We start from the raw sequence: 15,866 nt of genomic DNA on the forward strand, positions 1-15,866 counted from the left end.
TGAAAAGAGTGTAATGAAATGAAGCATTTTGTACAAAAACAACATACGAAGAACTTGAATGAATACCTTAATAATGAATGTAATTTTCTGATGGAAAACGGCTTTGGAAATTCGGAAGGAGTAAAGAACGATGCTTGAACAGGTGATATTGTTTACAATCATAATGGGATTTTTAATCAGTGTTCTTTTATCCCCGATTTTTATTCCGTTTTTAAGAAGGCTTAAATTTGGTCAAAGTATTAGAGAAGAAGGACCACAGTCTCACCAAAAGAAATCAGGTACTCCGACAATGGGCGGAATTATGATTATCTTTTCTATTACAATTACAACGATTGTGATGATCAACAAATTTTCTGAGATTAGTCCAGAAATGTTTTTATTGTTATTTGTCACGCTTGGCTACGGTCTATTAGGATTTTTAGATGATTATATTAAAGTAGCGATGAAACGAAACCTAGGTTTAACATCGAAACAGAAATTAATCGGTCAAATTGTGATCGCAGTGATTTTTTATGCAGTCTTCCATTATTATCAGTTTGCAACGACGATTCGCATTCCAGGAACAGATGTCAGCTTTGATTTAGGATGGGCTTACTTTATCCTTGTCGTTTTCATGCTTGTCGGAGGTTCTAATGCCGTGAACTTAACGGATGGACTGGATGGTCTATTATCTGGAACTGCTGCAATTGCCTTCGGAGCCTTTGCTATACTGGCTTGGAATCAATCACAGTACGATGTAGCAATCTTTTCAGTAGCTGTTGCTGGAGCCGTTCTAGGGTTTCTTGTGTTTAACGCGCATCCTGCAAAAGTATTTATGGGTGATACAGGGTCGCTTGCTTTAGGCGGAGCGATTGTAGCGATTGCCATTTTAACAAAGCTTGAAATTTTGCTTGTCATTATTGGAGGAGTATTTGTTGTCGAAACGTTATCTGTTATTCTTCAAGTGATCTCCTTTAAAACAACTGGAAAAAGAATCTTTAAGATGAGTCCGCTTCACCACCACTATGAGTTAGTTGGCTGGTCTGAGTGGAGAGTAGTTGTCACCTTCTGGACAGCTGGTTTATTACTTGCTGTTTTAGGAATTTACATCGAGGTGTGGTTATAATTGAATAAGATGCAAATGTTAAAAAACGAAAATGTACTAGTATTAGGTCTTGCAAAAAGCGGATATGCGGCAGCTTCAATTCTTCATGAGCATGGAGTAAATGTCATAGTAAATGACCAAAAGCCGTTTGAAGAAAATGAACCTGCTCAGCTTCTTTCTGAAAAGGGGATTGATGTCATTTGCGGCAGCCATCCTCTTCGTATGTTCGATGATAAAAAAATTACGATTTTAATTAAAAATCCAGGAATTCCATATGAAAATGTGATGGTTCAAGAGGCGCTTCGCCGCCAAATTCCAGTTTGGACGGAAATAGAATTAGCTTATCATTTAACCTCAGCTCCTTTTATTGGGATTACTGGATCAAATGGAAAAACCACTACCACGACTTTGATTTATGAAATGTTGAAACAAGACCGTCAAAAAACTTTAGTGGCAGGTAATATTGGCACAGTTGCCAGCGAAGTCGCTGCAAAGGCAGCTGGTGATGAGTGGATCGTAACTGAACTCTCTTCTTTTCAGTTAATGGGAACAGTTGAATTCAGACCTAAAATCAGCTTAATATTAAATATTTTTGATGCACATTTAGACTATCACCACACTCGTGATGAATATGAAAAAGCAAAGCAGAAAGTTTACGCACATCAACTGGATGATGACATAGCAGTCATTAACCTCGATGATCCATCAGTCGTAAAACTGGCTGAAGCTTCAAAAGCAAAAAAAGTGTTTTTCTCCGTGAAAGAGCGAGTAGAACATGGTGCGTATATTAAAAATGGTGCGATCTACTACATGAATGAACATATCATCGATTTAAAGGATGTTGTTCTTCCTGGTGAGCATAACCAAGAAAATATTTTGGCAGCTATTTGTGTCGTGAAAAATGCAGGCTGTTCAAATGAAGCAATCGCACACGTTCTCACGACATTTAGTGGAGTGAAGCACCGTCTGCAGTTTGTAGATACAATTCAAAGCAGAAAATTCTATAACGATAGTAAAGCCACCAATATACTGGCAACAAGTAAAGCATTGTCAGCTTTTGAGCAGCCGACTATTTTATTAGCCGGCGGACTTGACCGGGGCAATGAATTTGATGAATTGAAACCTTTTATGAAAAATGTAAAAGGAATTATTACATTTGGTGAGACGGCACCTAAGTTTGTGAAGCTTGGTGAAGAACTGGGAATACATCACGTAAAACATGTCGATAATGTTGAACAAGCAGTACCTGCGGCGTTTAACATTTCTGAAGAAGAAGACGTGATTTTATTATCCCCGGCTTGTGCAAGCTGGGATCAGCATAAAACATTTGAAGAACGTGGAGACATGTTTGTAAACGCCGTGCATATGCTTAAATAAGGGCTTGTCTCTCGTATGACTGACAGCCCAAATGAAATTATGCTTGGGGTGTCGGTCTCTTGACGAATAAGAAAACTTCTCCGGACTTTTTGCTTGTTGTCATTACGTTACTTTTATTGACGATTGGTTTAATTATGGTGTACAGCGCTAGTGCTGTGTGGGCATCGTATAAATTTGATGATTCGTTTTATTTTGCAAAAAGACAGCTTTTGTTTGCCGGAATCGGAGTTATCGCGATGTTTTTCATTATGCGAGTCGATTATTGGACGTGGCGGACTTGGTCAAAGATATTGATTGCTGTTTGTTTTCTCCTTTTGTTGCTTGTACTTATTCCTGGTATCGGTATGGAGAGAAATGGATCAAGAAGCTGGATCGGTGTCGGTGCGTTTAGTATTCAGCCCTCTGAATTTATGAAGCTTGCGATGATTGCGTTTCTTGCAAAATTCTTATCTGAAAAACAAAAAAATATCACATCCTTTCGTAAAGGTTTCGCACCAGCATTAGGCATTGTGTTTTCTGCATTTGCCATCATCATGCTGCAGCCAGATTTGGGAACAGGGACGGTAATGGTTGGAACCTGTATTATTATGATATTTGTTTCAGGTGCGAGAATTGCTCACTTTATATTTCTCGGTCTTTTAGGGCTCAGCGGATTTGCTGCACTAGTCTTATCAGCGCCCTACCGCATAAAACGAATTACATCGTACTTAAATCCTTGGGAAGATCCACTAGGCAGTGGGTTTCAAATTATTCAATCCTTATACGCTGTTGGTCCAGGCGGTTTGTTCGGGATGGGTCTCGGTCAAAGTAGACAAAAATTCTTTTATTTACCTGAGCCTCAAACAGACTTCATCTTTGCAATATTGTCTGAAGAACTTGGCTTTATAGGAGGATCACTCATTTTGCTGCTCTTTAGTGTTCTATTATGGAGAGGCATACGAATAGCACTTGGAGCCCCAGACTTATATGGAAGTTTCCTAGCAGTTGGCATTATTTCAATGGTTGCCATTCAAGTGATGATTAATATCGCAGTTGTTACTGGACTTATCCCTGTGACAGGTATCACGCTCCCATTCCTAAGTTATGGCGGCTCATCACTGACATTAATGCTGATGGCCATTGGCGTACTCTTGAATGTAAGCAGGTACGCTAGATACTAATGCTGCTAGTTCATGAAACCGTGATGACATTTATTTTGCAAAAGTACAAAAAAATGATTTGAAGAGTGAAAAAGACAGCTTTAGTATCCGAAAACATGTTTTTTACCTCTTCTTTACAGGTTTTAACGGAGCCCTGTTGTTTAAAACAGGGTTTATACTTTGTTCAGAGCAGAAAAAAATTGAGGGGAAATGGTATAATGCGTATAGTAATCAGTGGAGGCGGAACAGGCGGACATATTTATCCGGCCTTAGCTTTTATTAAAGAAGTGAAAAGACTGCATCCTGATGTAGAATTTTTATATATTGGTACTGAAAATGGACTTGAAAAGAAAATTGTAGAAAGAGAAAATATCCCTTTCAAGTCCATAGAAATTTCAGGTTTTAAAAGAAAGCTTTCCTTTGATAATGTAAAAACGGTGATGAGATTTCTAAAAGGCGTTCAAAAAAGTAAATCTTACTTAAAGGAATTTAAGCCAGATGCGGTCATTGGAACAGGTGGTTATGTGTGCGGCCCTGTTGTTTATGCAGCTTCTAAGCTGAAGATTCCGACCATTATTCACGAACAGAACAGCCTGCCTGGTATCACAAATAAGTTTTTAGCAAGGTATGTTGATAAGGTAGCCATCTGTTTTGAAGAAGCAAAGGCACATTTTCCATCTGAAAAGGTTGTATTTACGGGAAACCCTAGAGCCTCTGAAGTCGTCTCTATAAAAGAGGGGAAATCTCTGAAGGAGTTTGGGCTGGATGAAAAGAAAAAAACGGTTCTTATTTTTGGCGGGAGCCGGGGGGCTGCGCCGATTAATAGAGCAGTTATTGACATGCAAGATGAATTAAAGGCTAAGAACTATCAGCTTTTATATATCACAGGTGAGGTTCATTATGAAAAAGTGCTGAACGAACTAAAGGAAAAAGGTGCAGCACCTAATATGATTACAAAGCCTTTCTTGCATCAAATGCCGGAGTACTTGAAATCGATTGATGTGATTGTTGCAAGAGCGGGAGCCACAACGATTGCTGAAGTGACAGCCCTTGGAATTCCAACTATTTTTATTCCAAGTCCATACGTGACGGCAAATCACCAGGAAATCAATGCAAGATCACTAGAAAAGCATGACGCTGCAATCGTTTTAAGAGAATCAGAGCTTTCTGGAGAGAGCCTCCTTCATGCCATTGATGAAATTGCTGGTCATGAAGAAAAATTAAACGAAATGAGCCGTTTAACAAAAGAACTCGGAGTACCAGATGCGGCTGGACGTTTATATAATGTATTAAAAGAAATTACGACTACATGATGGATTGATATTAGGTAAGGCGGAGGGTAATATGGAGAACTTGAAGAATGAATTATTAGAAGCGCAAGTCGGTAAAGTGCTTGAAAATGAGCCGCTTGCAAATCATACGACAATGAAAATAGGCGGGCCGGCAGATCTATTGATCGTTCCTAAAGATATTGATGCAGTTAAAACGATCATGGATCAGATAAAAAAACACCACGCGGACTGGACGGTTATTGGAAGAGGATCAAATTTACTCGTACTTGATAAAGGAATACGCGGTGTCGTCCTGAAGTTAGGCGCTGGACTTGATCACTTAACTGTAAATGGTGAAGAAATTACAGTTGGCGGCGGCTATTCTGTTGTAAGGCTTGCAACGTCTCTTAGTAAGCAGGGTCTTTCAGGGCTGGAATTTGCAGCTGGTATTCCAGGGTCTATTGGCGGCGCTGTTTATATGAACGCAGGTGCGCACGGATCTGATATCAGTAAAATTCTTGTGAAAGCGAGAATCTTATTTGAAGATGGAAGCATCGAGTGGCTAACAAATGAGCAGATGAACTTTAGCTACAGAACGTCTGTCCTTCAAAAGGAACGACCAGGCATTGTTCTCGAGGCCGTGTTTAAGTTAAAACAGGATGATCGCGAGAAAATCACAAAGAAAATGCAGCAAAATAAAGACTATCGCAAGGAAACACAGCCTTATAATCGACCATGTGCGGGAAGTATTTTTCGAAATCCGCTGCCTGAATATGCAGGACAGCTTGTAGAAAAAGCGAATTTAAAAGGGTACCAAATTGGCGGAGCAAGAATCTCTGACATGCATGGAAACTTTATTGTGAACGCTGGCGGGGCTACTGCTCAAGACGTGCTGGACTTAATTCAGTACATCCAAAAGAAAATTAAAGATGACTACAATGTAGATATGCATACAGAAGTAGAAATTATCGGTGAAGCAAATTAAAAGCAAGATTTATGAATGATGGCATCACAGGAAAACAAACGGCATGAAGAATGCCGTTTGTTTTCTCATCAAAATGATGACCCAAAGGTGTGGACAAGCAGCTTTGAATGGGGTGAAGAATATATATGCGGCCTGATCATGAAAATGAAAAGATCGTCAATATAGAAGAACGGATTCCTAAAATTAAAGAACAAAGGAAGCAGAAAGCGAATCGGAGACTAATCTCTTTTATTCTACTGTTTTTTATCATGGTTTTAATCATTATTTATTTGCAGACACCAATCAGTAAAATTTCTTCTTTAACTATTACGGGTAACGAGCATGTCCCTACAAAACAGCTTGTGAAACTTTCCCAGATTAAAGAAGGCGAAACAGAGTTTTGGAATTTAAATAAAGATTTAACAGCAGATCATATTAAACAAAACAAACTGATTAAAAGTGTCAGTATCAAAAAACATTTTCCAAATAAGGTTAGTATTGCTGTCAAAGAATATGCCAATATTGCTTATCTTCAAAAGGGAAATCTATACTATGAGCTTCTTGAAAATGGGACAGTATTGCCAGAAGAAGTCACACCAAGTCATGCAGGACCTATTTTTGTTGATTGGGACAATAAAGAGAAGCTGAAGCAAACGGTTAGAACTTTAAATCAGCTGCCAGCCTCTATTCAGGAACTCATCTCAGAAATATATTATGTGCCGACAAGCTCAAACCAGTGGCTCGTTAAATTTTATATGAATGACGGGAACACCGTGATTGCATCAATTAAAACATTCGCTGATAAAATGAAAACCTATCCTGCCATTGTAAAAGAACTTTCGCCATCTGAAAAAGGCACAATCCATATGGAAGTCGCGACGTATTTTGAAGCGTTTAAATCTAAGAAAAAGGAAGATGAACGTTGAGAGGCAAAACAGTTATATTCTCAATTGTAATGCTTGTTCTTGGTTTTCTGATTTCTTTTTCATACCAATATACAAAGCAGCATCAGGCAGATGTCATCCGAACAGAGCAATGGAAAAAAGAATATTCCTTGAAAAGTCAGCTGACAAAGCAAGAAAAGGCGAATCAGAAACTTGAAAAAGAATTATATAGCCTACAATCACAGGTTCAAGCCACTGAGGCCAATTTGAAAAATGAAAAAGAGCAGTATTTTAATGTATTGGAAGATGTTGAGAAATACAGGATGTTTACAGGAGAGATCGGTGTAAAAGGAAAAGGGGTAAAAGTATCCCTTGAAGATGCATCTTATATCCCGAGTGGACAAAATGTCAATAATTACATTGTTCATGAGAGCCACATTTTTCATGTGATAAACGAACTGTTTATATCAGGGGCCTCTGCTGTATCTATTAATGGACAGAGAATTACACACCAATCGTACATACATTGTAACGGCCCAGTTGTCACAGTTGACGGGGTTCAGCATCCAGCGCCATTTGTTATTTCTGCTATTGGTGATCCGGCTGTGTTAATACCTGCATTAAATATTGCAGGAGGAGTAGTCGATCAGCTGACAAGTGATCACATTTCGATGACGATTGAAAAAAAGGATATTCGTATGAATCCTCTTTTAAAACACAAAGATTAAAAGTGAAAAGGTGAGTGGTGTTGAGGAAAAAGAAGCCTTTACTTAGTTTGACAGCCTTAATGGTGATATTCGGCATCATGGTCTCCATCCAATTTAATTCATTGCAAAAGCCCAAAGTTCGTGATACTCGCGATGTGTGGGAGCTAAGAGAGGATTTATCTGCATCTAAAAGTAAAGAATTGGATTTACTGAAAGAAATTGATAAATACGATGAAATGCTGAAAAAGTATGGTCATCAAGGAGATCAATCAAAAGAAGCTCAACTGACAAAAACATTAAAAGATTTAAAAGAAAAGGCTGGTTTTACAGAAGTGACAGGGGAAGGAATTGAAGTTGACATCTCTCAGCTTTTCTCCAAGGAACTGACCGGGGAAGAAGTGAAAAATATCCCGCCTGATCTTCTGAAAAAGTTAATCAACGAAGCAAATATGTATGGGGCAAAACATATTTCCATTAATGACCACCGTGTGATTAATACAAGTGTGATTCGAGATATTAATGGCACGACGAAAATGGATGGCTACAGCTTAGATGGTGATGAAGTGACCATCAAGATGATCAGCGACCAGGCCGACAAATTATATAGCCGTTTAAATGTATCAGATATTGGTGATTTGTTTGCTCAGGAAAATTTCGGCTTGAGTATTAGCCAGCCGAAGCAGCAAATTCAATTAAAAGCATATGACGGTGCGATTCAGTTAAACGAGTTGAAGCCTCTTGACGATGTAAAGGAGGGAAAATCTTAATGTGGCTTCCTGTACTTGGCTTAATCATAGGAGTTGCGATCGGTTTCTTAACAAATTTTACGATACCGAATGAGTATTCTAATTATCTTTCCCTCGCTGTACTTGCTGCGCTTGATACATTGATTGGTGGAATCAGGGCACATCTGCAAGGGGCATACGATGAACTAGTGTTTGTATCAGGCTTTTTCTTTAATATTATACTTGCAATAAGTTTAGCTTTTCTGGGCGTCCATCTTGGTGTAGACTTGTATTTAGTCGGAATGTTTGCTTTCGGCGTTAGATTGTTTCAAAATATAGCAGTTATTCGAAGAATTCTACTAACAAAATGGACAATTTCTAGAGAAAAAAAGAAAAAAAGTGAGTCATAAAAAAGGATATACATATGATGTAACGAATATTTTCAGTAATCCTAATAAAAAATGTTGATTTTTTAAGTTTTGTTACACACTTGTAAAAACACATTCATTGTATTGTTGTTCAGCAAATAATAGAATAGAAAGTATTGATATGTGAGGAGGTGCCATAGAATGAACAACAATGAAATTTACGTCAGCCTTGACATCGGTACATCCAATATAAAAGTCATCGTCGGAGAAATGGCGGATGATTCGCTTAACATTATAGGTGTTGGAAATGTCCCTTCAGAAGGGTTAAAAAAAGGATCGATTGTTGATATAGATGAGACAGTTCATTCTATTAGACAAGCATTTGAACAGGCTGAAAGAATGGTAGGTTTTCCTTTACAAAAGGCGATTGTCGGAATTAACGGAAACCACATTCATATTCAGAACACGAGCGGCGTGGTCGCAGTATCTAGTGAAAACAAAGAAATACATGCTGAAGATGTGAGACGTGTCTTAGATGCTGCACAGGTAGTATCTATTCCTCAAGAACATCTCGTCGTAGACGTCATCCCGAGACAATTTATCGTCGACGGAAGAGATGAGATCACTGATCCGAAAAAAATGCTTGGTGTTCGGCTAGAGGTGGATGGAACGTTAATTACAGGTTCTAAGACGATTCTACATAACTGGCTCCGATGTGTAGAAAGAGCTGGAATTGAAATTATGGATATTTGCTTGCAGCCGCTCGCATCGGGCTCAGCAGCATTATCGAAAGATGAAAAAAATCTAGGGGTAGCTCTCGTCGATATTGGCGGCGGATCTACAACGATTTCCGTATTTGAAAACGGGCATCTCTATTCTACTCACAGTATCCCTTTGGGCGGAGAGAACATTACAAAAGATTTGTCTATAGGACTTAGAACTTCTACTGAAGAAGCTGAACGAATCAAAAAACAATTTGGACATGCGTTTTATGATGAGGCATCGTCTGAGGAAACATTTGAAGTTTCTGTCATCGGTACCGATCAGAAACAGACGTATACACAGCTTGAAGCGGCTAATATCATCGAGGCGCGGCTGGAAGAAATCTTGCTCTTTGTGGCAGAGGAATTAAGAAATATGGGTGTCCATGATTTGCCTGGAGGATTCGTTTTAACAGGTGGACAGGCAGCTATACCAGGTATCCTTTCTCTTGCACAAACGGTCTTGCAAAACAATGTTAGAATTGCAAGTCCGAATTATATTGGGGTGAGAGAACCTCAGTATATGACAGGAGTGGGTCTGATCCACTTTGCTTATCGCAATGCAAAGATTCAGGGCAGACAGGTTGGATTCCAAATGCCGGATGAGGCGTTTCATGAAGTAGGCGCGTCCATGGAGCCGGTTTCTTCTGCACCACAAGTAAAAGAAGCGCAGCCAAGACCGAAAGTAAAACAAAAAGCACAAGAAGAGACAAATAAAAAACCGGGCAAAATGAAAAAACTATTTAATATGTTCTGGGAATAGAATTAGATTTTCGACGGATTAGGAGGATTCAGCATGTTGGAGTTTGAAACAAATATAGACGGCCTAGCATCAATTAAAGTAATCGGAGTAGGTGGAGGCGGAAATAACGCTGTCAACCGAATGATCGAAAATGACGTACAAGGTGTCGATTTCATTGCAGTCAACACAGATGCACAGGCGTTAAATCTATCAAAAGCAGAAACGAAAATGCAAATCGGTGCTAAGCTGACAAGAGGGCTTGGAGCAGGTGCGAATCCTGAAGTCGGTAAAAAAGCTGCTGAGGAAAGCAAAGAACAGATTGAAGAAGTATTAAAAGGCGCAGACATGGTCTTTGTTACTGCTGGTATGGGCGGTGGAACTGGTACGGGTGCTGCACCTGTCATTGCAAAAATCGCAAAAGATTCTGGTGCATTGACAGTTGGAGTCGTGACTCGTCCTTTCACATTTGAAGGAAGAAAGCGTCAGCTTCAAGCAGTCGAAGGAATTGCTTCTATGAAGGAAGCAGTTGACACATTAATTGTGATTCCAAATGATCGCTTGCTTGAAATTGTTGATAAAAACACGCCAATGCTTGAAGCATTCCGTGCAGCAGATAACGTGCTAAGACAAGGTGTTCAAGGGATCTCAGATCTTATTGCTACACCAGGTTTAATCAACCTTGACTTTGCTGACGTGAAAACGATCATGTCCAATAAAGGTTCTGCTCTTATGGGTATCGGTGTTGCGACTGGTGAAAATCGTGCCGCTGAAGCTGCGAAGAAAGCTATTTCTTCACCACTTCTGGAAACGGCAATCGACGGTGCACAAGGTGTCATCATGAATATTACTGGTGGTACGAACCTAAGTCTTTATGAGGTACAAGAAGCAGCGGACATTGTGGCTTCTGCATCTGATGAAGATGTAAACATGATTTTCGGTTCTGTCATTAATGATAACTTGAAGGATGAAATTGTGGTAACCGTGATCGCAACGGGATTTATTGAGCAAGAGCCAGAGGTGTCAAAACCACAAAGAAATCCATTAGGGCAAGGATTAAAGCAAAATCAATCCATTCCTCAAAAACGTGAAGTCAAGCGTGAGGAACATCAGCAGTCATCATCTCAGCCGAGACAAAATACACAATCAAGCGATGATACGCTGGATATCCCAACGTTCTTGCGCAATCGTAATAAACGCTAATCGAGTATCACTCATCCCCTTCCACCGGAAGGGGATTTTTTCATGCCCAATATATAAAGAAACCTGTATCACTCCTAATCAAAAAGTCTTAAATCTGTCTGGGCTACTTTATTCAACATATGTATTTCGGCTTAGAGTGATTAAGTAAAAAGAATCATTTTTAAATCCTATTACAAAAAGCGACAAAATGATGAACTTTATTTGACTACATTAAATAGAACACCATGAATCTTGTCATGAACAAAGGAAAGGGAGGAGTTAAACCCATACACTGTTTGACCATTTGAGGAGGAGGGATTTGATTGAAAGTGAAGTTTCGCAAGACCGCCGGCTATCGTTTGATGAGTCTTTTGGTGATTGGTACTTTAACGATGACAAGCTTTGGGATGGTTCAAGCAAAATCGACTTCTACCTCATATCAAGAGGAAGCTGTTTCCTCCAAGAAAACAAAAGCAAAGATCTCATCTAGATTAATGAAACAGTTTCAACAAGAAGACAAGGTGACCTTTTTAGTCAAAATGAAGGAACAAACCAATGTCAAAAAAGTGGCGAAGGATGCTGTGTCAAAGGCCAAAAAACAGAAGTTAACAGCAGCTAAAACGCAGTACACAAAAAGATCAGCTGTCGTATCAGAACTAAGAGCGACGTCTGAAGAGACGCAAGAAGCGCTGCTTGCTTATTTACAAAAGGCACAAAAGAAAAAGCAAGTGAAGGATATTCATTCGTACTATATTGTAAATGGTCTCGCTGTGACGGGAACGAAAGAAGTCATGGAAAAGGTGGCTTCCTTCCCAGAAGTAGATCAAGTGCTGCCAAATGAAATCCGTCAAATCCATCGTCCTGTTGATTTGAAGACTTCAAAGAAAAACAAACAAATCAAAGCAGCAGATGGAATCGAGTGGAACATTTCTCAAGTTCATGCCCCAGAAGCGTGGGCTTTAGGCTATGACGGAACTGGTACCGTTGTGGCAAGTATTGATACAGGTGTGGAATGGGATCATCCTGCATTAAAAGAAAAATACCGTGGATTTGATCCTGCACGTCCGAATGAACCTTCTCATGAATTCAATTGGTACGATGCAACGACAGGTTCTGAAGCGCCATACGATGATTTAGAGCATGGTACACATGTAACGGGAACGATGGTTGGCTCTGAGCCAAATGGAGAGAATCAAATTGGAGTCGCACCAGGTGCAAAATGGATCGCGGTGAAAGCTTTCTCAGAAGATGGTGGATCAGATGCTGATCTGCTTGACGCAGGTGAATGGATTTTAGCTCCAAAAGATAAAAACGGAACCCCTCATCCAGAAAAGGCGCCAGATGTGGTCAATAATTCTTGGGGCGGTGGGCCTGGTCTTGATGATTGGTATAAAGATGTGGTCAATGCTTGGAGAGCAGCGGACATCTTCCCAGAATTTTCAGCTGGTAATACGGATTTATTTAACCCTGGCGGTGAGGGATCTATTGCAAATCCTGCGAACTATCCCGAAGCCTTTGCGACGGGTGCAACAGATCAAAACAACAAACTGGGTTCTTTCTCTTTGCAAGGTCCCTCTCCATATGGGGTCATGAAACCAGATATTGCGGCCCCAGGGGTAAACATTCGTTCTTCTATTCCAGGGAAAGGATATGAGGATGGCTGGAATGGAACCTCGATGGCAGGTCCGCATGTTTCAGCTGTTGTGGCTCTTCTGCGCCAAGTACAGTCAGATCTGTCTGTTGAAGAGATTGAAGAAATTCTCATTGATACTGCAAAACCACTGACAGATCAACAATTCCCGGAATCCCCTAACAATGGCTATGGGGCAGGATTAGTTGATGCAAAAGAAGCGATTACAGCATTAACAGATGGAATTGGCAAGATTGAAGGGCAGGTAACAAAAGAAGGAGAAGATACAGAACCACCTGTATTTTCTCATAAAGGACCGAATGAAATTTTTGCCTCTACGCCAACACCTCTTAGTATTACAGCAGAAGATGAAGTAGCTGTGACAAATGTCTCCTTGAGCTATCAAGTGGATCAAGGGAAAAGGGAGACGCTTCAAGCAAAACGAACGGATGGAAATCATTTAAAAGGGACATATGTTGTCCAGCTCCCAGAACTTGAGGGAGAAAACGTCACGTACCGATGGATTGTGAAAGATTTTGGAGAAAATGAAGCCGCATCAGAACCGTATACGCTTCCGATTAAAACATCCATCACGACTGGCTACTCGCAAGATTTTGAAGCTTGGCCAAGTGGATGGTTCAGTGGTGGAACAAAAGATCCTTGGCAGTGGGGGAAGCCGACCACAGGTCCGAAACAGGCCTTTACTGGAGATCATGTCTACGCTACAAACCTAGACAGTCCTTATGAAAATCAAACAGATGCTCATTTATCTATGCCGATGATTGCTGTACCTGAGTCAGGCTCCTCCTTTTTACAATTTCAATACTGGCATGACCTTGAAGCAAATTATGACTATGTGCATATTCATGTGCAGCCTGAGGGGGAAGATGCTGTCCAAGTGGCAGCCTACACAGGCAAAACAAGTGGATGGACAAAAGGAGAAGTTGATTTATCTGCTTACAAAGGTCAGAACGTGAGAGTTATTTTTCAGCTAAGAACGGATGGCAGTGTGACAAAAGACGGTTTTTATTTAGATGATGTGAAAATAACAGATCAAGCCTTGCCTCAAAAGGCAAAGAAACAACTTGGCGTCATCAAAAAAGAAAAGCCAGCACAGGAGCAGAAGAAACCCGTCGATCCGAAAAGTGCAAAGCCTGCTAAACTAAAAGAAAAACATGTCCAGATGAAAAAGGAAAAAAGCTTAGATGCCCCATCTATCAAAGCTCTTCCGATGAAGGCAGAAATCAGTGTTCTTGAAAGCGGCAAGTCCACGTACACGGATGAAGCGACAGGGAGATATCAGCTTTCTCATGGTGCAGGGGAATTTACAGTGAAAGCTGAAGCATATGGCTTTGAATCACGCACCCAAAAAGTCAATATTTCTGCAAATGATCAGGCAGAGGCAAATTTCTCCTTACAGCCACTAGAAAAACGAACGATATCTGGCACAATTGTAAGCGAAGCAACGGGTGAAAAAGTAAAGGATGCTACGGTTTATCTTGTAGAGGATGCGAAAGTTGAGCCGGTGAAAACTGATGAATCTGGTGAGTTTTCTCTAGAGGCATTGAGCGGTGTGTATACAGTCAAAGTATTTGCGAAAGGGTTTAAAGGATATTCGTTTACAGCTGATGTGACAGAAAAGCCGCTTGAAAAAGCAATCAAGCTGGAACCTTTCATCGGTTTTGCTGGCGAAATTGGCTACGATGACGGAACAGCTGAAAATGCGCGGGCGTTCTATGATCCTGGTAATGGCTGGGCGGTGAAATTTTCATTAGAAAAAGGGAAGAAACAAGCGCAGGTCGCAGGGGGACTTTTCCGTTTCTGGACAACAGAGTGGCCAGCCCCTGGCGGGAATGAATTTGCGGTTGAAGTGTATGATGCTTCCGGAAAGGACGGTGCTCCAGGTAAGAAAATCGCGGGACCTTTTAAAGCGAATGCGCTGCGTAATGGTGAATGGACAAAAGTAGATTTAGAAGATCAAGCCATTACGGTGGATGGAGATTTCTATCTTGTCTATATTCAAACGAAAAAGAATACGGAATCTCCAGGCCTTGCAACAGATGAAGATGGACCAAATGCTGAAAGAAGCTGGCAGCTGACAAGCGGTGCCTTTTCTCCTTCTCCAAAAGAAGAGGGGAATTATATGATTCGTGCGCTTGTCCAATATGAAGCAGATGTGCCAGAAATAACATCTCCAAAGGCTGGAACGATCACGAACAAAGATGAACTGGAGATTGAAGGTAAAGCCTCTCCAGGGCTTGATGTAGCGATCTATCAAAACGATAAAGAGATTGCCAAAGTGAAAGCAGATCAGTCGGGTGCTTTCAAAGAGAAGGTTACAGTGTCAAGCGGAGAGCATGTATTTACGGCTGCCACTGTTACGGATAAAGGCGCAACGAAAAAATCCAAATCAGTCAAGGTGATCATTGATCAAACAGCCCCAGTGGTAACGATAGATACACCAAAAAAAGGGGAAAAATCTAACAAAGAATCACTCACTGTAGAAGGAAAGGTAACCGATGATCATCTTGATCAAGTCACTGTGAATGGAAAAAAGGCAGCAATAAAAGATGGGAAATATTCTGCAAGAATCCTGCTTGAGAACGGGAAAAATACGATCAAAGTTACAGCAAAAGATGCAGCAGGAAACAAAGCGACTAAAAAAGTCGATATCGATGTTCAATACGAAGCGCCTGAGATTTCTAAGCTGACACCAGCAGAGAATGTCAATCTATCATCAGGTGAGTCTGTTAAAATTTCATTTAACAGCAGAGAAAAGCTAGACGCAACGTTTGTCATTCATATGCCGCTGACAAACGCGAGATCAAAGCTGCAAAATACAACAGAGCTGCCGCTTCGTGAGGTAGCCGGCGGAACATATGAAGGCTACTGGACAGCTACTTCTACCGCTAAAGCAAAAGGTGCAGTCATTGAAGTGATTGTTCGGGATGATTATGGAAATGTTACTCGACAAAAGGCTTCAGGCACATTAAATATCAATGAAAAATAATCCTTAAAAAAAGGCACGACTCCTT

Annotated in this window: 12 protein-coding genes; all 12 read left to right on the top strand. The window is 40.4% G+C overall.

The window, feature by feature from the left end:
* Nucleotides 1–130: 130 nt before the first annotated feature.
* The 12 genes from mraY (at nucleotide 131) to NSU13_RS07370 (ending at nucleotide 15,841) form a co-directional block, all read left to right on the top strand.
* A complete protein-coding gene (mraY, locus tag NSU13_RS07315; RefSeq protein ID WP_003211854.1) occupies nucleotides 131–1,105 on the top strand; it encodes a phospho-N-acetylmuramoyl-pentapeptide-transferase in 975 nt (324 codons plus the stop codon).
* A complete protein-coding gene (murD, locus tag NSU13_RS07320) occupies nucleotides 1,106–2,461 on the top strand; it encodes a UDP-N-acetylmuramoyl-L-alanine--D-glutamate ligase (protein WP_342489966.1) in 1,356 nt (451 codons plus the stop codon).
* A 59-nt stretch (nucleotides 2,462–2,520) separates the two neighbouring features.
* A complete protein-coding gene (gene spoVE / locus NSU13_RS07325) occupies nucleotides 2,521–3,621 on the top strand; it encodes a stage V sporulation protein E (RefSeq protein WP_024424259.1) in 1,101 nt (366 codons plus the stop codon).
* Nucleotides 3,622–3,818: 197 nt separating this feature from the next.
* A complete protein-coding gene (gene murG / locus NSU13_RS07330; RefSeq protein WP_046310860.1) occupies nucleotides 3,819–4,913 on the top strand; it encodes an undecaprenyldiphospho-muramoylpentapeptide beta-N-acetylglucosaminyltransferase in 1,095 nt (364 codons plus the stop codon).
* A 31-nt stretch (nucleotides 4,914–4,944) separates the two neighbouring features.
* Nucleotides 4,945–5,856: a UDP-N-acetylmuramate dehydrogenase gene (gene murB, locus NSU13_RS07335; RefSeq protein ID WP_034281685.1), complete on the top strand. Its 912-nt coding sequence runs from the start codon at nucleotides 4,945–4,947 to the stop codon at nucleotides 5,854–5,856.
* A gap of 125 nt (nucleotides 5,857–5,981) precedes the next feature.
* Entirely contained in the window at nucleotides 5,982–6,761 is a 780-nt protein-coding gene (locus NSU13_RS07340) for a cell division protein FtsQ/DivIB (RefSeq protein ID WP_061109806.1), read from the top strand.
* Nucleotides 6,758–7,447: a DUF881 domain-containing protein gene (locus tag NSU13_RS07345; protein WP_034281688.1), complete on the top strand. Its 690-nt coding sequence runs from the start codon at nucleotides 6,758–6,760 to the stop codon at nucleotides 7,445–7,447. The genes NSU13_RS07340 and NSU13_RS07345 overlap by 4 nt, the downstream gene beginning before the upstream one ends.
* Nucleotides 7,448–7,467: 20 nt before the next feature.
* Entirely contained in the window at nucleotides 7,468–8,193 is a 726-nt protein-coding gene (locus NSU13_RS07350; protein WP_034281689.1) for a DUF881 domain-containing protein, read from the top strand.
* Entirely contained in the window at nucleotides 8,193–8,561 is a 369-nt protein-coding gene (locus NSU13_RS07355; protein ID WP_003210988.1) for a small basic family protein, read from the top strand. The genes NSU13_RS07350 and NSU13_RS07355 overlap by 1 nt, the downstream gene beginning before the upstream one ends.
* A 159-nt stretch (nucleotides 8,562–8,720) precedes the next feature.
* A complete protein-coding gene (gene ftsA, locus NSU13_RS07360; RefSeq protein ID WP_034281692.1) occupies nucleotides 8,721–10,043 on the top strand; it encodes a cell division protein FtsA in 1,323 nt (440 codons plus the stop codon).
* A 33-nt stretch (nucleotides 10,044–10,076) separates the two neighbouring features.
* Nucleotides 10,077–11,222 carry a cell division protein FtsZ gene (ftsZ, locus tag NSU13_RS07365; protein WP_024426931.1) on the top strand — a complete coding sequence of 382 codons (1,146 nt, stop codon included), beginning with the start codon at nucleotides 10,077–10,079 and terminating at the stop codon, nucleotides 11,220–11,222.
* A gap of 308 nt (nucleotides 11,223–11,530) precedes the next feature.
* Nucleotides 11,531–15,841, top strand: a complete 4,311-nt coding sequence (locus NSU13_RS07370; protein ID WP_342490027.1) for a S8 family serine peptidase — start codon at nucleotides 11,531–11,533, stop codon at nucleotides 15,839–15,841.
* Nucleotides 15,842–15,866 lie beyond the last annotated feature (25 nt).

The sequence above is a fragment of the Bacillus sp. FSL M8-0049 genome (genome assembly GCF_038593355.1).
Lineage (GTDB): Bacteria > Bacillota > Bacilli > Bacillales > Bacillaceae > Bacillus > Bacillus safensis.